The organism is Actinosynnema sp. NPDC049800 (assembly GCF_040656635.1).
Classification (GTDB): Bacteria; Actinomycetota; Actinomycetes; order Mycobacteriales; family Pseudonocardiaceae; genus Actinosynnema.
The window spans coordinates 1-18,229 of record NZ_JBFAMT010000047.1 but is presented as its reverse complement, the minus strand read 5'-3'; the positions used below and the strand labels follow the sequence as shown (position 1 = coordinate 18,229).

20 protein-coding genes are annotated in these 18,229 nt (G+C 71.0%); 14 read left to right on the top strand and 6 right to left on the bottom strand.

Going from position 1 to position 18,229, the window contains the following annotated elements; translation table 11 throughout:
• Positions 1-20 precede the first annotated feature (20 nt).
• Complete coding sequence (gene cei / locus AB0I91_RS34450; RefSeq protein ID WP_498774043.1) at positions 21-743, bottom strand: envelope integrity protein Cei; 723 nt, start codon at positions 741-743, stop codon at positions 21-23.
• A 430-nt stretch (positions 744-1,173) separates the two neighbouring features.
• Between cei and AB0I91_RS34445 the strand changes: the two genes are divergently transcribed.
• Positions 1,174-1,473, top strand: a complete 300-nt coding sequence (locus AB0I91_RS34445) for a DUF4193 domain-containing protein (RefSeq protein WP_053717171.1) — start codon at positions 1,174-1,176, stop codon at positions 1,471-1,473.
• Between the two features lie 179 nt (positions 1,474-1,652).
• On the opposite strand, the gene AB0I91_RS34440 is transcribed toward AB0I91_RS34445, so the two are convergent.
• On the bottom strand, positions 1,653-2,117 hold the full coding sequence (locus AB0I91_RS34440) for a DUF3093 domain-containing protein (protein WP_498774045.1): 465 nt from the start codon (positions 2,115-2,117) through the stop codon (positions 1,653-1,655).
• Between the two features lie 24 nt (positions 2,118-2,141).
• On the opposite strand from AB0I91_RS34440, the gene dut reads away from it, so the two are divergent.
• Positions 2,142-2,609: a dUTP diphosphatase gene (gene dut, locus AB0I91_RS34435; protein WP_053717169.1), complete on the top strand. Its 468-nt coding sequence runs from the start codon at positions 2,142-2,144 to the stop codon at positions 2,607-2,609.
• A 5-nt stretch (positions 2,610-2,614) separates the two neighbouring features.
• Entirely contained in the window at positions 2,615-3,241 is a 627-nt protein-coding gene (locus AB0I91_RS34430; RefSeq protein WP_498774047.1) for a DUF3710 domain-containing protein, read from the top strand.
• On the opposite strand, the gene AB0I91_RS34425 is transcribed toward AB0I91_RS34430, so the two are convergent.
• A complete protein-coding gene (locus AB0I91_RS34425; protein WP_498774049.1) occupies positions 3,238-3,924 on the bottom strand; it encodes an alpha/beta fold hydrolase in 687 nt (228 codons plus the stop codon). The two genes, AB0I91_RS34430 and AB0I91_RS34425, sit on opposite strands and share 4 nt — an antisense overlap.
• A gap of 105 nt (positions 3,925-4,029) precedes the next feature.
• Here AB0I91_RS34425 and AB0I91_RS34420 point away from each other — a divergent pair, with 105 nt between their 5' ends.
• The 3 genes from AB0I91_RS34420 to AB0I91_RS34410 all read left to right on the top strand — a co-directional run bounded on the left by AB0I91_RS34420 (position 4,030) and on the right by AB0I91_RS34410 (position 5,500).
• On the top strand, positions 4,030-4,407 hold the full coding sequence (locus AB0I91_RS34420; RefSeq protein ID WP_033437072.1) for an OB-fold nucleic acid binding domain-containing protein: 378 nt from the start codon (positions 4,030-4,032) through the stop codon (positions 4,405-4,407).
• A complete protein-coding gene (locus AB0I91_RS34415) occupies positions 4,404-5,171 on the top strand; it encodes a DUF3159 domain-containing protein (protein ID WP_499615095.1) in 768 nt (255 codons plus the stop codon). The genes AB0I91_RS34420 and AB0I91_RS34415 overlap by 4 nt, the downstream gene beginning before the upstream one ends.
• 143 nt (positions 5,172-5,314) lie before the next feature.
• Entirely contained in the window at positions 5,315-5,500 is a 186-nt protein-coding gene (locus tag AB0I91_RS34410) for a hypothetical protein (RefSeq protein WP_498774054.1), read from the top strand.
• A 191-nt stretch (positions 5,501-5,691) separates the two neighbouring features.
• Here AB0I91_RS34410 and AB0I91_RS34405 read toward each other — a convergent pair whose 3' ends face one another.
• Complete coding sequence (locus AB0I91_RS34405) at positions 5,692-6,930, bottom strand: helix-turn-helix domain-containing protein (protein ID WP_499640653.1); 1,239 nt, start codon at positions 6,928-6,930, stop codon at positions 5,692-5,694.
• Positions 6,931-7,064: 134 nt separating this feature from the next.
• Here AB0I91_RS34405 and AB0I91_RS34400 point away from each other — a divergent pair, with 134 nt between their 5' ends.
• Together AB0I91_RS34400 and AB0I91_RS34395 are read left to right on the top strand one after the other, a co-directional pair.
• Entirely contained in the window at positions 7,065-7,640 is a 576-nt protein-coding gene (locus tag AB0I91_RS34400) for a bifunctional DNA primase/polymerase (protein ID WP_498774058.1), read from the top strand.
• Entirely contained in the window at positions 7,637-7,945 is a 309-nt protein-coding gene (locus AB0I91_RS34395) for a hypothetical protein (RefSeq protein WP_499640651.1), read from the top strand. The genes AB0I91_RS34400 and AB0I91_RS34395 overlap by 4 nt, the downstream gene beginning before the upstream one ends.
• Positions 7,946-8,069: 124 nt before the next feature.
• Here AB0I91_RS34395 and AB0I91_RS34390 read toward each other — a convergent pair whose 3' ends face one another.
• Together AB0I91_RS34390 and AB0I91_RS34385 are read right to left on the bottom strand one after the other, a co-directional pair.
• Positions 8,070-8,726, bottom strand: a complete 657-nt coding sequence (locus AB0I91_RS34390; protein ID WP_053717165.1) for a potassium channel family protein — start codon at positions 8,724-8,726, stop codon at positions 8,070-8,072.
• Positions 8,727-9,389: a potassium channel family protein gene (locus tag AB0I91_RS34385; protein ID WP_498774062.1), complete on the bottom strand. Its 663-nt coding sequence runs from the start codon at positions 9,387-9,389 to the stop codon at positions 8,727-8,729.
• A 247-nt stretch (positions 9,390-9,636) separates the two neighbouring features.
• Here AB0I91_RS34385 and AB0I91_RS34380 point away from each other — a divergent pair, with 247 nt between their 5' ends.
• The 6 genes from AB0I91_RS34380 to AB0I91_RS34355 all read left to right on the top strand — a co-directional run bounded on the left by AB0I91_RS34380 (position 9,637) and on the right by AB0I91_RS34355 (position 17,926).
• Positions 9,637-11,646, top strand: a complete 2,010-nt coding sequence (locus AB0I91_RS34380; protein WP_499640649.1) for an APC family permease — start codon at positions 9,637-9,639, stop codon at positions 11,644-11,646.
• Positions 11,643-12,872, top strand: coding sequence for a class I SAM-dependent RNA methyltransferase (locus AB0I91_RS34375; RefSeq protein WP_499615107.1), 1,230 nt, complete (start codon positions 11,643-11,645; stop codon positions 12,870-12,872). The genes AB0I91_RS34380 and AB0I91_RS34375 overlap by 4 nt, the downstream gene beginning before the upstream one ends.
• Positions 12,873-12,947: 75 nt before the next feature.
• Positions 12,948-14,846, top strand: coding sequence for a 1-deoxy-D-xylulose-5-phosphate synthase (gene dxs, locus AB0I91_RS34370; protein ID WP_498774068.1), 1,899 nt, complete (start codon positions 12,948-12,950; stop codon positions 14,844-14,846).
• A gap of 231 nt (positions 14,847-15,077) precedes the next feature.
• Positions 15,078-15,710 carry a slipin family protein gene (locus tag AB0I91_RS34365; RefSeq protein WP_499640647.1) on the top strand — a complete coding sequence of 211 codons (633 nt, stop codon included), beginning with the start codon at positions 15,078-15,080 and terminating at the stop codon, positions 15,708-15,710.
• 394 nt (positions 15,711-16,104) lie between these two features.
• Positions 16,105-16,782, top strand: a complete 678-nt coding sequence (locus AB0I91_RS34360) for a response regulator transcription factor (protein WP_230566547.1) — start codon at positions 16,105-16,107, stop codon at positions 16,780-16,782.
• Positions 16,772-17,926 carry a sensor histidine kinase gene (locus AB0I91_RS34355; RefSeq protein WP_498774096.1) on the top strand — a complete coding sequence of 385 codons (1,155 nt, stop codon included), beginning with the start codon at positions 16,772-16,774 and terminating at the stop codon, positions 17,924-17,926. The genes AB0I91_RS34360 and AB0I91_RS34355 overlap by 11 nt, the downstream gene beginning before the upstream one ends.
• Positions 17,927-18,229 lie beyond the last annotated feature (303 nt).

The window sequence follows — 18,229 nt, the reverse complement described above, 5'->3', positions numbered from 1 at the left end:
ACACGCGCGGGGTGGCGTGGTCAGCAGGTGATGTCGCGGGCGCCCTTGAGGTTGTCGGCGTTCAACGAGAGCGGGGTGGAGCCCTCGGCGGCCTGGCCGCCCTGCTGCTCCGGCTGCTGCATCGCCCACTCCGCGAGCTGGTCGAGCACCTTGCGGGCGTCGCTGTTCGGCTTCACCTCGCTGAACTTCTGCCCGATCGCCACGTCCACCGTCGCGTCCTGGCGCTCGTCGCGCACCAGCTCGAGGCAGGGCTCGACCAGGCTCAACGTCCGCGCCGCGCCCGCGCCGGGCGCGCCGAACCGGATCTGGCCGCGGCAGTCCATGTCCTGCGCCGGGTACACCGGGTCGTTGCCCGGCTCGGCCGCCTGCTTCATGCCCAGCTCGGCCAACGTCGTCGCCACGAACCGCGCCTGGTTGCGCTGCGTGCTCGCGTTGAACACGCGGAACTGCACGCTGCCGACCGGCACCGGGTCGGTCCGGTCCAGGGCGTCGTGCGCCAGCACCGTCCCCAACGCGGGCACCGGCTCGGCCGCCGGCGCGACGGGCGCGCCCGACGACGGCGCCGGCACCCCGCCGGGCGGGTTGCACTTGATCGCCGCGTCCACGTCGCCCGCGTCCGTCAGCACGCGGTTCCACACCACGACGGCGGTCACGGCGAGCACCAGGAACAGGACGAGCGCCGGCAACGGTCGCCGCTTCCGGTACCGCGACGACCCGCTGCTCCCCGTACCGGGTCGTCCCACGTCCGTCGACCTCCCCTGGCGCAGTGTTGACAGTGATCAGGCTATGCCGCTCCTCACCGCCCCGCGTCTCGGGCGGGGTTGTGGCGGGGTGCGATCACCCGGTCGCGGACGGTCAACGCCCTGGTCTGGCGGCGGAGCACGGGAGGACCGGGTGGGTGGTGCCCGTCCAAGCCTATCTGGCCAGCGTGGGAAGGGCCTGTCACCCGTCTGCTCAATTAGGGGGAACCCGCTGCGCGACCGCCCGATCAATGAGCTACCCTCTCGGCGCTCCGCGCACCGCCGGACACCGGAAAGCGTCGACGAACAGGGGGTTGGCGCCCGGCCGCACGAGCGAGACCTCCGTCACTGGGGACGGAGGGCACAAATAGGGGCGCTGGTGCGTTAACCAGCGACACGAACAGTCTCCGTTGACCGCAGGGGTGAAAGAAGTATGGCGACCGACTACGACGCACCGCGTCGCAGCGAGGCGGACGAACTCGCTGAGGACTCCCTCGAGGAGCTGAAGGCGCGGCGCAATGAAACGCAGTCCGGGGTCGTCGACATCGACGAGGACGCGACCGCCGAGAACTTCGAGCTGCCGGGCGCCGACCTGTCCGGTGAGGAGCTCACGTTCAAGGTCCTGCCGAAGCAGGCGGACGAGTTCACGTGCTCGAAGTGCTTCCTGGTGCACCACCGCAGCAGGCTGGCCGAGGAAGTCAACGGCCAGTACATCTGCCGCGACTGCGCCTGAGGCACGTCCACCGGGCACGAACCCGCACGACACCGCACGACCAGCACCACCGCCGGATCGACCGGCACGGCGCCACCGCACGACCGGCGCCGCGGCACGACCGAACACGCACCTACGACCAGACCTGGGCGCTCACCCCCACCGCCGGGGTGGCGCCCAGTCCCCGTTGCCGACCCACGTCACCGATCGCGCAGCAACGCCGCCAGCTCCTCCGCCGACCGCACGCTGAACAGCCAGTACGGCGTCGGGTCCGCCGGGTCGCGCAGCTCGACCTTCACCATCGGCCCGACCCAACCCCGGTGCGTGACGAACGCCATCGGGTCCAGGTTCGGGCCCATCGCCTTCCGCTTGTCCTTCGAGTCGAACACCTCGACCTCGCCGAGCAGCTCCAGCGGCACGTGCGCCGAGGCGACCCGCAGCTCGCCGCCGGACACCTCCACCTTCGCCGAGCCCATCCGCACGATCAGCAGCACGGCCAGCGGCACGGTGATCACGTACGGCAGCCACGACCGCACGCCGGGGAACCCCATGTGGATCTCGGCGGCCAGCAGCACGGCCGCGGCCAGCGGCAGCGGCCAACCCCACCAGGGCACGTACAACCGCTCGCGGAACGCGATCGGGGCGGTCACAGCAGTCTCGCTCACGCCACCAGGGTAGTCTCGCGCGCCGTGCCCAGCGTCGAGGTCCTGTTGTCCCGGCTCGATCCCGCCGTGCCGCTCCCGGCCTACGCCCGACCGGGTGATGCCGGCGCCGACCTGGTGACCACCACCGACGTGGTGATCGAACCGGGGGAGCGCGCGGTGGTAGGCACTGGTGTCGCGATCGCGTTGCCGGAGGGGTACGCGGGGTTCGTGCACCCGCGTTCCGGCCTGGCCGCGCGCGTCGGCCTGAGCGTGGTCAACACCCCGGGCACGATCGACGCGGGCTACCGGGGCGAGATCAAGGTGTGCCTGGTGAACCACGACCTGCGCGAGCCCGTAGTGCTGACGCGCGGTGACCGGATCGCCCAGCTGGTGGTGCAGAAGGTGGAGCACGCGGTGTTCCGCGAAGTCGACGAGCTGCCCGACTCCGCACGGGGCGCGGGCGGCTACGGCTCTACAGGCGGGCACGACGTGCTCGCCCGGACGGAGGGGTGAAGGCGATGTTCGGAAAGCGCCGCAAGCGCGGTAGGCACTCCGCGAACCGGGGGACGGCGCAACCCGAGGTCGAGTTCGACGGCGTGGAGGAGGTCGAGGACGGGCCGTTCGACTCGACGTGGGCCCCGGACGACGGCCTGAACCGGCTGGACCTCGGCTCGATCCGGCTGCCCGTGCCCGAGGGCGTGCAGTTGCAGGTGGAGATGGACCCGGCGGGCGCGGTGCGGGCGGTGCACCTGCTGACGACCGTCGGCCAGCTCACCGTGAGCGCGTTCGCCGCGCCGAAGCAGGACCGGCTGTGGCCGGACGTGAGCGGCGAGATGATCGCCCAGTTCAAGAGCGACGGCTTCCGGATCCTGCGGGAGAACGGCGAGTGGGGCGAGGAGATCACCGCCCGCAACAACGAGGTGCACCTGCGGGTGGTCGGCGTGGACGGGCCGCGGTGGATGCTGCGGGGCATCGCGGCGGCGCCGACGGAGGAGCAGAGCGCCCAGGCGACCGAGGCCCTCTACGCGTTGATGCGGGACACGGTCGTGGTGCGCGGCGAGCAGGCGATGCCGGTGCGCACGCCGTTGCCGATCGAGCTGCCCGAGGCCATCGCCCGGCACATCCAGGCGCAGCAGCAGAGCTAGTACAGCCAGTCCGCCGCCGACGCGGAGCGGTAGGCGTCGAGCGCGGCGCGGCCCAGGGACTCCCGGTCCGCGCCCAGCGCCGCCAACGTCGTCGTGCGCAGAGCGGCACGGGGGAGCGCTCCGACCCACGTCCGGGCGATCTCCACGGGGTGAACGGGGTCGTCGGTGCAGGCGGCGACCCCCACCGGCGCCGTGAGCCCCGCCAGTTCGGCCACCGTCGGCGCGGACGACCCGGCGGCCTCCCGCAGCACGTCGGCGAGCCGCGAGCCGTACCGGGGCCACGCCCGCCGCAGCTCGTCGCCGAGCCACCCGTCGACGCCGGTCAACGCGGCCTCGACGCCCTCCGACTCCACCACCGAGGCGCTGGCCCGTGCCGCCGACGCCGCGGGCGCGCCGTCCGCCGGGCCGTTCCAGGCGGGCAGCGCCACCAGCAGACCGGCGCACCGCTCGGGGTGCCGCACCGCCCACGCCGCCGCCACGTGCGCGCCCAGCGACACCCCGCCCACGACCAGCGGCGTGCCGTCCCAGGCGGCGTCCAACGCCTCGACGTGCTCCCGGACACCCCGTGACGCGGGCGCGACCAGCACCAACCCGGCCTCGGCCAGCGGGCGGGCGAACACCGAGGACACGAACACCTCGTCGGAGGCGGTGCCCGGCAGCAGAACGGCACGTGACGAGCTCATGACGGCAGATCCTCCCCCAGTCGGATACCCGGTCGGGTGCACCCGGTTACGCTGGCTGTTGGACGGGCTTCGTCGTCGAGGCCCCGCGCATTCCAGGAGTCGGGGATGACTGGTACTGGGGGTGGCTACTGGCGCCGCCTCGTGCGTCGGCTGACCACCGACGTCAGCGAGTTGGACGCCGACGACCTGTCTCGAAAAGCCGAGGCCGTCGGGGCCATCCGAGCGTGCGACTGCAAGTCCGGGCAAGAGGTGACGGTGTTGGGCCGGTTGCGCAGCGTGGAGCTGTGCCCCCGTGACGCCGCGGCCACCCTGGAGGCGGAGCTGTACGACGGCACCGAGGGCGTGACGCTGGTCTGGCTGGGCCGTCGTCGGATCGCGGGCATCGAGCCGGGTCGCACCATCAAGGCCAGAGGCCGGATCGCGGTGCGCGACGGGCGCAAGGTGCTCTACAACCCCTACTACGAGTTGCAGAACGCTTCATGACACAAGTGAACGAGTCCGAGAAGCAGCCCACCCTCCTCGAGCAGATGGGCGGCGTGAGCGGCCTGCTGTTCTCCTCGTTGCCCGTCGTGGTGTTCGTGCTGGTCAACGCGTTCGCCGGGCTCATGCCCGCGATCTGGAGCGCGCTGGCGTTCTCGGTCGCGATCGGCGTCGTGCTGGCCCTGCGCAAGGGCTCCGTGCAGCCGGCCGTCTCGGCGGTCTTCGGCGTCGGCATCGCCGCGTTCATCGCCTACCGGACCGGCGACGCCAAGGGCTTCTTCCTGTTCGGCATCTGGCAGAGCCTCGTCTACGGCGGCGGGTTCATCCTGTCGATCCTGGTCAGATGGCCTCTCGCGGGCGTGATCTGGTCGTTCCTCAACGGCCAGGGCCAGGCGTGGCGCAAGGACAAGGCGAGCGTCCGGGACTACGACATCGCCACCCTCGTGTGGGCGCTGGTCTTCCTGGCGCGGTTCGTGGTGCAGCGGTGGCTCTACGACGAGGCGTCGGTGGGCTGGCTGGCGGCGGCGCGCCTGGCCATGGGCTACCCGCTGATGGCGGTGGCGCTGATCGCCACGGTCTGGGCGGTGCGCCGCTCGGACAAGCGCCTGAAAGCCACCCTCGCCCGCGAGGAGGAGGAGAACCGGGCCGCCGAGGAACGCCTCCGCGCCCAAGCCGAGGCCGACCACGAGCCGACCATCTACGACCGGCTGCTGGACTCCTCCACCGACAACCCCAACCCCGCGCCCGCCCGGGCCGAGGAACGCTGACTCATCCGACCTGCGCCCCACCGGTTCCGCGGCACACCAGCCGGCCCGGTGGGGCAGGTCCGATCCCCCTCGCGACTGCGCCGATCGCTAACCTTGATGGGTTCGCGCACGTCGTGTGGCCAGCCGTCTTCGGAGGGGGTCGCGTGAAATTCTTCGACAGGGAACCCACCACGGTCGACATCGCGCAGAACCTGCTGGACGCCGCACGCCAGTGGCCGCTCGGCTCGCAGGAGCGCGCCAACCTGTTGGCCGAAGCCCAGCTCATCGTGTCGGTGGACATCATGACGCACGGCAGAACGGCGTTCGGCGAGATCAACCACCCGCGATAAGGTCGGCCATCCGACGGTGCGGCCATCGGTCTGACCAGCCACAACCCGATTGCTGCGCAGGGGTCTCCGCCAAGGGGACCCCTGCTTTTGTCCTGCCGGCGTGCACCGACGGGAACGAGCCGCTCTCCCACCGCCTGTGGACAACCGAGCAGGTACAGAGCCGGTCGGCGGTTCTGCTCGAAACCACCGGGTCAGGCCGCGACACCGACGAAGTCCGCCAGCCTGCGCAGGTCGGCCTTCACCGAACGTCGTTCGCGTTTCAGCATGCCCCGAAGCATCGAGTGGACCCTGCCGGTGAACAGGAGCTGTTCCGGGGCGGCCATCCTGGCCAACGTGAGCGCGTCCAGCGCTTCGCGGTCCTTCCGGCGCAGGTAGTAGGCCCAGGCGACGGTGATGAGGTGCGAAGTCCTGCGCTCGGACAGTTCGGGGGGCAGGTTGTCGTACGGCACACGCTCCGCTTCCGCGATGGCTCGACCCGGATCGCCCAGTTCGAGTGCGAGCCAGACGCGGTGGATGGCGATGTTCGTCGGCCCGAACGCGAGCCAGAAGTCGTTCCGGTCCCCGATCTCCTCCGCTGCCCGTGAGGCTTCGCCCAGGTAGTCGTGCGCGGCCCGGTGGTCGCCGAGCGTGGCGGCGCCGACTGCGCCTTTCAACATGAGCGACCCGTACATGCTGTACGACTCCGGAACGTCCAGATCCCGTCGGAGCGCGTCGGCCGCGGCGACGGGCGCGTCGGTCGACTCCGTGAGCCGGCCCGCGTGGCGGAGGACGACCGCCAGTCGCCACGCCCCGCCCGCGATCAGCAACCGGTCGTCCGACTCCTCGGCGGCGTGCATCGAACGCTCGGCGGCGACCCAGGGCAGGTGCGGCTCGCCCAGCCGATCCAGCATCCCTGACGTCACCCGGTACACCAGGGCTTGCAACTTCGACGCTTCCCGCCGTTGGCGCTCGTCCTCGGCGTCGTGCACCAGGTGCCAGGCGTCCGCGATCATGCCCGGGACGAGCGGGGCCATGTCGGACCACCGCTCGGTCTGCGAATGCAGGAATGCTTTTTCCACTCGGATCCGAAGGTGTTCCGGTGTGACCGGTTTCCGATCCGGAACGCCGAGCAGCGGGGAAATGCCGTTGTAGCGCAACATCGCGGCTTCGATGTCCGGAACAATGGCCGGGGCGGTGCCGAGGGAATCCGTGCGCCGCGCTGTCGTCCGGAAAGGACCCGGCAGCAGCGCTGACGGCGAAACGCGCAGTGCCTCGGCCACGGCCACGATGGTGGACAGCTTGTCCACCTCCCGTTTGCCGTTCTCGATCTGCCTGAGCCACTCGGTGGTGCGCCCACCCACCAAGCCGCACAACACTTCCTGCGTCATGCCCTGGCGCTTGCGGTAGTAGGCGATGCGCTCACCTACCGTCGCCTCGTTGTCCTGCCGCATACGCCCAGAGTACCCATCCGAAACCGCGCCGAGGACACCCCAACAGAGATTTTGGGTTGATCGCGGAAAGGGGAACTAGCGTTCCTCTCAGGCGAACCGATGGCGATGGCGATCGCCTGGGCGGAAGTGAGGTCGTGGTGCAGAGCAGCACACCGGATATTCGACAGGCCACCTTGCAAGCGGCCCTGGACTACGCCGCCCTCGGGTGGCCGGTCGTGCCCGGAGCCATCTGGCGCGGGGGACGCTTCGCCGATCCGGTCGACGGTGCCCCTGTCCTGAGCCCGCACCTGCGGCCGCTCGCGGACGCGACCACCGATGCCGACCTGGTTCGGAGGTGGTGGTCGGCGCCCGGCAGGTTCGTGCCGAACATCCTCACCCCGGTCTCGGCGAACCTCGGTGTGTTCACGGTCTTCGCCACCTTGGCCGAGGCCGTCGCCCGGCACCCGTGGTTCGGCGCCGACCCGACGCCGGTGTTGGCGATCCAAGGCATGCCGCTGACCTACTTCCTCGTCAGGCCGCCAATGCCGGTGGTGCTGCTTAGCGACCACGCGAGCGTGGTCGACCGTGGCATGCCCCTGCCTTTGCCGCCCACGTCCATCGGGGGAACGGAGGTGCTGTGGCTGATCACTCCCGAAGAAGCGGGCAACACCCTCGTGACCGGTGACGACCTCGCCGACTTCATCCACCACGTCGAAAGGAAGACCGCGTGAACGAGCCGACCCGAGTCGAGTGGACCGTCGACGTGGGAAAGGCCTTCACGGCGCTGATGCACGAGGTGGCGCGCGAAGACGCGCCCCGGTTGTTCGCCATCGTGGAGGAGTACGGAGAGGGTGAAGACGCCCGGGTCGCGGGTTATGGCCTGGCCTACGCAGACCGTGCCGAGTCCAACTCGGTCGAGGGCGATTTCCGCCTCAGCTCGGAGTGCGCCGAGAATGCCCGGACCTGGTACGAGATCAGCACGGATGAGACCGTGCGGCGAGTGCACCTGGTGTGGTTGGACCAGACCACCACCTAATGGCTGCGCGGGGGTCCTCGCCAAGGGGACCCCTGCTTTCATCCTGCCGGCGGGCACCGACGGGAACGAGCCGCCCACCCGTCGCCTGTGGACAGCTCCACCGCCTGTGGACAACCCGGACGCGTCAGTAGCCCAGAGCCGAACGGATCTCCTGCTCCACGTCCGCCGCCGCCACGAAGAGCAGCTCGTCCCCGCCCTCCAGCGTGTCGTCCGGCGTCGGCACGATCACCCGGCCGCCCCGCAGGATGGTCACCAAAGCGGCGTCCCGGGGCAGCGCCAGGCCGTTCACCGGCGACCCCGCGAGCGGTGTGTCACCTGGAAGCGTGATTTCCACCAGGTTGGCCTGGCCCTGGCGCAACGTCATCAGCCGCACCACGTCCCCGACCGTCACGGCCTCCTCCACCAGCGCGGACAGGATGCGCGGCGTCGACACGGCCACGTCCACCCCCCACGACTCGGTGAACAGCCACTCGTTCGCCGGGTCGTTCACCCGCGCCACCACGCGCCGCACCGCGAACTCGGTCTTCGCCAGCAACGACACCACCAGGTTGACCTTGTCGTCACCGGTCGCGGCGATCACCACGTCGCACAGCTGCATCCCCGCGTCTTCCAACGACGACAGCTCGCACGCGTCGGCCTGCACCCACTCGGCCTGCTCCACGGTGTGCGGCTCGAAGTGCGTGCGGTCACGTTCGATCAGCATCACCTGGTGCCCGTCGGACACCAGCTCGGCCGCGATGGAACGACCCACCGCACCGGCACCCGCAATCGCGATACGCACTCAGCTCTCCTCGGGCGCGTGAGCCGCAGCCGCGGCCACGTCGGTCACGGTGCCGGACAGGGCGGCCACGTACACCTGGTCGTCCTCCTGCAGCACGGTCTTCGAGTCCGGCAGCACACCCGTCCCGAACCGCATCACGAACGCCACCCGGCACCCGGTGGCCTCCTCCAGGTCGCGCACGGTGCGCCCGACCCAGTCCTCGTGCAGCTCCAGCGGCAGCACGGCCACCGTGCCCGACGGGTCGCGCCACGCGGTCGCCGTGCCCTCGGGCAGCAGCATCCGCAGGAACCGGTCGGTCGACCACGGCACGGTCGCCACGGTCGGGATGCCCAGCCGCTCGTACACCGCGGCGCGCTTCTCGTCGTAGATCCGCGCGACCACCGCCTCCACCCCGAACGTCTCCCGCGCCACCCGCGCCGAGATGATGTTGGAGTTGTCGCCGCTGGACACGGCCGCGAACGCGCCCGCCCGCTCGATACCGGCCTCGATCAGCACCTTCTGGTCGAAACCGTTGCCGACGACCTGCTGGCCGTGGAAGTCCGGGCCGAGTCTGCGGAAGGACTGGGCGTCCTTGTCGATCACCGATACCTGGTGGTCGAGGCGCTCCAGCGCCTTGGCCAGGGACGAGCCCACCCGGCCGCAGCCCATGATCACCACGTGCACGAAAGCCTCCCCGAACGACGCTTACGGAGAACCTACCGTCCCTGATCAGTGAACGAGAGCGGTGCGTCCGGCGCCGCACGCGTCCCGCACGGCCCAACGCCTCGAACACCTGAGCGAATACCGCGCCGGCCACGCGCGTGACCACGCGTTCGAGCCGCCACCCGGACCCGCGACGCACGTCACAAGCGACCCGGCGCCCACCGGACGACGACGCCCGCCCGGTCACCACCCCTTACGCTCTCGACCCGTGTCCAAGCTCGCAACCGCGGCCAAGCGCCTCCTCGTCGGCAGGCCCTTCCGCAGCGATCGCCTAGCCCACACCCTGCTGCCCAAGCGCATCGCCCTGCCCGTGTTCGCCTCGGACGCGATGTCGAGCGTGGCCTACGCGCCCGAGGAGATCTTCCTCGTGCTCTCGGTGGCGGGTCTGTCGGCCTACGCGCTGGCGCCGTGGGTCGGCGTGGCGGTGGTCGTCGTGATGCTCACGGTGGTCGCGAGCTACCGGCAGAACGTGCACGCCTACCCGTCCGGCGGCGGCGACTACGAGGTCGCCACGGTCAACCTCGGCCGCAGAGCGGGCCTCACCGTGGCGAGCGCACTGCTCGTCGACTACATCCTCACGGTCGCCGTGTCGATCTCGGCGGCGGCGGCGAACATCGGCTCGGCCATCCCGTTCGTCGCCACCCACAAGGCCGAGTTCGCGGTCGCCGCGATCGTCCTGCTCACCGCCGTCAACCTGCGCGGCATCCGCGAGTCCGGCAGCGCGTTCGCCATCCCGACCTACGCGTTCATGGTCGGCGTCCTGTTCATGATCGGCTACGGCCTGTTCCGCGGCCTCGTCCTGGGCGACGAGATGCGCGCCGAGAGCGCGGGCCTGGAGCTGCGGGCCGGGGACGACCACCTGATGGGCCTGGCGTTCGTGTTCCTCGTCCTGCGCGCCTTCTCGTCCGGCAGCGCGGCGCTCACGGGCGTGGAGGCGATCAGCAACGGCGTGCCGGCGTTCCGCAAGCCGAAGTCGCGCAACGCGGCGACCACCCTGCTCATGATGGGCCTGATCGCGGTCACGATGCTGATGGGCCTGATCGTGCTGGCCCAGCTCACCGGCGTGAAGATGGCCGTTGACCCGGCGCACCAGCTCGTCAACGCGCCCGAGGGCTACGAGCAGAAGACGATGGTGGCCCAGATCGCGGGCGCGGTGTTCGAGGGCTTCCCGGTCGGGTTCTTCTTCATCACCACGGTCACCGCGCTGATCCTCGTCCTGGCCGCGAACACCGCGTTCAACGGCTTCCCGGTGCTCGGCTCGATCCTCGCCCAGGACCGCTACCTGCCGCGCCAGCTGCACACCCGCGGCGACCGGCTCGCGTTCAGCAACGGCATCGTCTTCCTCGCCGGCGCCGCGATCGTGCTGGTCATCGCGTTCGACGCCGAGGTCACCAAGCTCATCCAGCTCTACATCGTGGGCGTGTTCGTCTCGTTCACGATGAGCCAGACCGGCATGGTCCGGCACTGGAACCGGCTGCTCAAGACCGAGACCGACCCCAACGCCCGCCGCCGGATGCGCCGGTCGCAGTCGATCAACGCGTTCGGCCTGGCGCTCACCGCCTCGGTGCTGGTCGTCGTGCTGATCACGAAGTTCACGCACGGCGCGTGGATCGCCATCGCCGCGATGGCCGCCCTCTACGCCCTGATGACGGCGATCCGCAGGCACTACGACCGGGTCGCCGAGGAACTGCGCCAGCAGGAGCGGCAGAAGCTGCTGCCCGCCCGCAACCACGCCATGGTGCTGGTCTCCAAGCTGCACATGCCCACCCTGCGGGCCCTGGCGTACGCGAAGGCCACCCGGCCCGACATGCTGGAGGCGGTCACCGTCAACGTGGACGACGGCGACACCCGCCGCCTGGTGCGGGAATGGGAGAAGGAGAACTTCAAGGTGCCGCTGAAGGTGATCGAGTCGCCCTACCGCGAGATCACCAAACCGGTCCTCGACTACGTCAAGCGGGTCCGCACGGACAACCCGCGCGACGTGGTCACCGTGTTCATCCCGGAGTACGTGGTGGGCCACTGGTGGGAGCAGTTCCTGCACAACCAGAGCGCGCTGCGGCTCAAGGGCAGGCTGCTGTTCCAACCGGGCGTGATGGTGACGAGCGTGCCGTGGCAGCTGGCCTCATCCTCGAAGGTGACCGACAAGGACGACGTGGTCGCGCCCGGCGCGATCCGACGCGGCCTGGACAAGCGCGGCCAAGACAAGGACGGCAAGTGACGGCGACCTGGAAGCAGCGGCTGATCGAGGTCGAGGTCGGCGCGGTCGCCCACGGCGGGCACTGCGTGGCCCGGCACGAGGGCCGCGTCGTGTTCGTCCGGCACGCGCTGCCCGGCGAACGGGTGGTCGTGCGGATCACCGAGGACACCGGCGGCTCGTTCTGCCGCGGCGACGCCGTCGAGGTGCTGGAGGCCTCGCCGGACCGCGTGCCGGCGCCGTGCCCGTTCGCCGGTCCCGGCCTCTGCGGCGGCTGCGACTGGCAGCACGCGTCGTGGCAGGCCCAGCGCGAGCTGAAGGCCGCCGTGGTCAGCGAGCAGCTGCACCGCCTGGCCAAGCTCGACTGGGAGGTCATCGTCGAGGACCTGCCCGGCGGCCCGGAGGACTGGCGCACCAGGATGCGCATGGCCGTCGGCCCGGACGGCCGCCCCGGCTTCCGCGCCCACCGCAGCCACCAGGTCGTCCCCGTGGACGACTGCGTGATCGCCGTCCCGGGTGCCCTGGACGACGTGGTCCACCACACGTGGCCGCCGAAGTCCGAGCTCGTCGTCACCCGCGACGCGGGCGGCCGGACGCACGTCACCGAGATCGGCCCGCCCATCATCCGCCGGGGCCGCCCCGTCCCCGGCCCCTCCCGCCTGCGACAAGGCAGCGGCACGGCCACCGAACTGGCCGCCGGCCGCACGTGGAACCTCCGCGCGGACGGCTTCTGGCAGGTCCACCCCGCCGCCGCGGACACCTTCGCCAAGGTCGTCGGCGACTGGGCCGACTGCCGCCCCGGCGACCGCGCCTGGGACCTCTACGGCGGCGTCGGCCTGTTCGCCTCCGTGCTCGCCGAGCAGGTCGGCCACCGCGGCTCCGTCGCCGTGGTCGAGTCGTCGTACGGCGCCGTCGCCGACGGCCGGCTCAACCTCTCCGACCAGCCGCAGATCAGCTGGCACACCGGCCGCACCGAAGCCGTGCTCGAATCACCCGAGTTCACCGACCTGCCACCCGACGTCGTCGTCCTCGACCCGCCGCGCAAGGGCGCGGGCAAGGTCGTGGTGACCGCGATCGCACGCAGCCGACCCTCCCGTGTGGTCTACGTCGCGTGCGACCCCGCAGCGCTGGCCCGCGACATCGCCGCCTTCGCCCAGCACGGCTACGAGTTGGCCCAGCTCAGGGCGTTCGACGCGTTCCCGATGACCCACCACGTGGAATGCATCGCCCTGCTGACCCCCGCACGCTGACAGGCGTCTCAGCCTGTGGTCCGTAGACTGACCGGACGAATCGGGGGACCCGAACCACAGGGCGAGGTGGAGCGAGTGACGCTGCTGGAATCCGTGCACGGACCGGCGGATCTGAAACGGCTGGGACCTGACGAGCTGCCCGCGCTCGCCGACGAGATCCGGCGTTTCCTGGTCGACAAGGTCTCCCGGACCGGCGGGCACCTCGGTCCGAACCTCGGCGTGGTCGAGCTGACCATGGCCGTGCACCGGGTCTTCGACTCACCGCACGACTCGGTGGTCTTCGACACCGGCCACCAGAGCTACGTGCACAAGATCCTCACCGGCCGCCGCGACGGCTTCGACACGCTCCGCCAGAAGGGCGGCCTCTCGGGCTACCCCTCCCGCGCCGAGAGCGAGCACGACGTCGAGGAGAACAGCCACGCCTCGACCGCCCTGTCCTACGCCGACGGCCTGGCCAAGGCCTACCAGCTCGGCGGCCAGCGGCGGCACGTCGTCGCGGTCGTCGGCGACGGCGCCCTGACCGGCGGCATGTGCTGGGAGGCGCTGAACAACATCGCCTCCGGCACCGACCGACCCGTCGTCATCGTGGTCAACGACAACGGCCGCTCCTACTCGCCCACCATCGGCGGCCTGGCCGACCACCTCTCGTCGCTGCGCCTGCAGCCCGGCTACGAACGCGCCCTCGAGCGCGGCAAGAACGCCCTGCAGGGCACCCCGTTCGTCGGCAAGCCCGTCTACGCCGCACTGCACGCCGCCAAGCGCGGCATCAAGGACGCCCTCAGCCCGCAGGCCATGTTCGAGGACCTCGGCCTCAAGTACATCGGCCCCGTCGACGGCCACGACCACGCCGTCCTGGAGTCGGCCCTGCGCCGCGCCAAGTCCTTCGGCGGCCCGGTGATCGTCCACACCGTCACCCGCAAGGGCAACGGCTTCGCGCCCGCCGAGAACCACGAGGCCGACCAGATGCACGCCACCGGCGTCATCGACCCCATCACCGGCGAGAACATCGGCCCGTCCAAGCGCACCTGGACCCACGTCTTCGCCGACGAACTGGCCACCCTCGGCGGCGAACGCCCCGACCTGGTCGCCATCACCGCCGCCATGCGCGGCCCCACAGGCCTGGACAAGTTCGCCGGCCTCTACCCGGAGCGCTGCTTCGACGTCGGCATCGCCGAACAGCACGCCATGACCTCCGCCGCCGGCCTCGCCATGGGCGGCATGCACCCGGTCGTCGCGATCTACGCCACCTTCCTCAACCGCGCGTTCGACCAGCTCCTGCTGGACGTCGCCATGCACAAGCAGGGCGTCACCGTGGTCCTCGACCGCGCCGGCATCACCGGCCCGGACGGCGCCTCCCACCACGGCATGTGGGACCTCTCCATCTGCGGCCTCATCCCGGGCATCCACGTGGCCGCCCCCCGCGACGCCGCCACGCTCCGCGAAGAACTCCGCGAGGCCGTCCGCATCTCCGACGGGCCCTCCGTCATCCGCTACCCGAAGGCCTCCGTGGGCCCCGACCTGCCCGCCCTCGAACGCATCGGCAAGGTCGACGTCCTGCACCGCTCCGGCTCCGACGTCCTGCTGGTCACCGTGGGCGCGTTCGGCGAACTCGGCCTGGCCGCCGCCCAGCGCCTCGCCGACCAGGGCATCGGCGTCACCGTCGTGGACCCCCGCTGGGTCTTCCCCGTCTCGGACGACCTGGTCGCCCTCGCCGCCGACCACCGCCTCGTCGTCACCGTCGAGGACAACGGCCGGCACGGCGGCTTCGGCTGGGCCCTGGCCGCCGCCCTCCGCGACAACTCCGTCGACACCCCGCTCCGCGACCTGGGCATCCCCCAGACCTTCCAGGAGCACGGCGAACGCAGCGAGGTCCTCTCCGACATCGGCCTGACCGCCCAGGACGTCTCCCGCCGCATCACCGAGTGGGTCGTCGCCGCCGAGCCCGCGGAAATGGGCGCGACGGTCGAGAAGTAGCCCGGTTACCCTCCTCCCGCCCGGTCAGCGGCTCGGACGGCACTGCCGAACCCGAGTCCCGCGATCGCAGCCGGGCGAACCTTTCAGAGAGGCGCGTTGCCAACGCGGCGGGTTGCGACACCCAAGCCGCGACCCCGGTCGACCACGGGGCGTGGGGCCCTGCGAGCCCCGTGCTCCCGCCCACCGCCCCACGACCGGGGTCGCGGTCCGCGCAACGCAGGAGGAGGACCGGTGAAGCACACCCTCATGCCGTGGGAACGCGGTGTGGTCTTCCGGCACGGCGAGCTCGTCGAGGTCCTGGGCCCCGGCCGCCACCGCCGCAGCTTCCGCCACCAGGTCCGCCACCTCGACATCCGCCCCCGGTCGCAGACCCCCGGCTGGCAGGACATCCCGACCTCCGACGGCGTCCTGATCCGCGTCACCCTCGTCCTGGTCTGGTCGATCTCCGACCCGGCCCAGCACGTCCAGGCCGCCGCCACCCCCGAGGTCGAACTCCACCTCGCCACCCAGATCGCCCTGCGCACCGCCGTGCTGACCCGCACCCACGACGAGGTCGACCCGACCCGCCCGGCCATCGCCGCCGAAATCCTCGCCGCCGTCACCACCCGCGCCACCGACCTGGGCATCGACCTGCGCGAAGTCGCCGTCCGCGACGTCGTCATGCCCACCGAACTGCGCAAAGCCGCCCTGTCCGAACTCCTGGCCCGCTCGGAAGCCCGAGCATCCCTGGAACGCGCGCGCGGCGAGACAGCAGCCCTCCGCACCCTCCTCAACGCCGCCCGCCTGGCCGAGGACCACCCGGCCCTCCTCCAACTGCGCGCCCTTCAATCCGCCAACACCGTCGTCGTCGAACGCAACCGCTGACCTCGTCCACTGACACGCCCTTGCCCACGCCCTTCCCAAAGGAAGGGCTTCGTGTCATCCCGCCGACCTGGCTCCGCCCTACCGCGCGTGTCAAGGGGGCCTGTGCACCGATACCCATCCCCTCCACCGATGCCTGCCCCCTTGATACGTGTGGTAGCCCGTAGGGAGGTCGGTGGGATGACACGAAACCCGCACCACAACGGACCCGGCGCGTACCCACCCACCGGCCCGTCATCCTGCTGATCTGCCCGTCCGGCGAGGACTCTTTTGATCTTTCCCACGCACCCCGCCCCACCCACCGCTTCGCCCCGCCTTGCCCCTCAACAGCACCTCGACAGCGGCCCGACAGCTTCACGCTAAGCACCTTCTCAGGGATGTGTGGCACCTTTGTGGGGTGCGGATCCTGGTAGTCGAGGACGAGGTGCCGTTGGCCGACGCGATCGCGCGTGGCCTGCGGCGCGAAGGCATGGCGGTCGACGTCGCCTACGACGGCGAGACCGGCCATGAGAAGTCGACCGTGACCCGGTACGACGTGGTCGTGCTCGACCGCGACCTACCCGGCATGTCCGGCGACGAACTGTGCAAGGAGATCCTCAGCTCGGGCGCCCTGACCAGGGTCATGATGCTCACCGCCAGCGCCGGCGTGGACGACCGCGTCGCGGGCCTGTCCCTCGGCGCCGACGACTACCTGGCCAAGCCGTTCGCCTTCCCGGAGCTGGTCGCCCGCGTCCGGGCCCTCGCCCGCCGCGCCACCCCGGCCACGCCGCCGTTGCTGACCGCTCGCGACGTCGAGCTCGACCCGGCCCGCCGCACGGTGCGCCGCGCCGGCCAGCCCGTCGACCTGACCCGCAAGGAGTTCGGCGTGCTGGAGGTGCTGCTGGCCGCCAAGGGCTCGGTGGTCTCCAGCGAGGAGCTGCTGGAACGCGTGTGGGACGAGAACGCCGACCCGTTCACCACGACCGTCCGCGTCACCGTGATGACGCTGCGCAAGAAGCTCGGCGAACCGGGCATCATCGACACGGTGGTCGGCTCGGGCTACCGCGTGCCCACGGCAGGTTCCGCTGAACTCTGAGCTGGCCCGCAGGCGCGGACCCGGGCTGCGGACGCGGCTCACCCTCCTCGCGACCGGACTGGTCGCGTTCGTCAGCGGCCTGCTGCTCCTGCTCGGCTGGCTGCTCGTCGGCCGGGTCATCGCCTCCTCGCCCCGCTTCGCCGAGGGCAGCACCGTGGTCGTCGACGGTCGTGAGGTCGCGGCTGACGCGCTGATGGACCTGCTCGGCGAGCAGGCACGGGACGACGTGCTGCGATCCGGCTCGATCGCGTTCCTCTGCGTGGTTGCCGCGGCGGCACTGCTCGCCTGGACCATCACCGGCCGCGTGCTCCAGCCCGTGCACGACGTGACCGACGCGGCCCGTCGGCTGTCCGCCGAGTCCCTCGGCGAGCGGCTGCGCCTGGCCGGTCCCCGGGACGAGGTCGCGGAGCTGGCCGACACGTTCGACGAGATGCTCGACCGGCTCCAGGCGGCGTTCGAGTCGCAACGGCGGTTCGTCGCCAACGCCTCCCACGAGCTGCGCACACCGTTGGCCGTGATCCGGACCGAGCTCGACGTCACGCTCGCCGACCCGGACGCCGACGACGCCGAGCTGCGCCGCATGGCGGGCGTGGTGCGTGCCGCCACCGAACGGGCCGAGCAGCTGGTCAGCGCTCTGTTGCTGCTCGCGCGCACAGATGGGCTGGGATTGGCGGTGCGCGAGCCGGTGGACCTCAACGCCGTGGTCGAGTCCGCGTGGCGTGCCGTGCGGGGGGAGGCGGAGGAGCGCCAGCTGCGGGTCTCGTTCCTCACCGCGCCGGCGCCCGCCGTCGGCGACCCGGCGTTGCTGGAGCGGATCGCGGGGAACCTCCTGGAGAACGCCGTGCGGCACAACCTGCCCGGCGGGTGGATCGAGGTGCGCACCGAAGGCGGCCCCGAGTGGACGTTGCTGCGGGTGTCGTCGTCCGGGCCCGTCATCGCTCCGGACCGGGTGGAGGAGCTGTTCGAGCCGTTCCGCCGGGGTGGCACGGACCGGACCGCGCGCACCGGCACCGGGCTCGGGCTGTCCATCGTGCGGGCCGCCGTCGCAGCTCACGAGGGTCAGGCTCACGCCGTGGCGGTGCCCGGCGGAGGGCTCTCGGTGGCCGTGCACCTGCCGTCCACGCCGCATGGAAAACTAGTCTGAGTGGTCCCGATCACACATGATCCGGTTTGAGGGTCGCCGCAGGGGGTACTACCTGCGCAGACGTGCCTCCCGACCCCGATTTGTCTCCGCGTTGGGCGGGGTGTAACTTTCTCTCTGCCAGCGCGGAACGGGCCGGAGAGAGACCGGAACGGAGCGCGGCGAACATCAGCCCCGGATCGAGTCGCTGCACAGCGACGAGCTACGGTGAGCGCGTGTTCTTTGAGAACTCAACAGCGTGCCGAATAGCCAGTAAATTTATGAACCTCGTCAAGAGGTTTCCTTTGAGATTGTTACTGGACAACT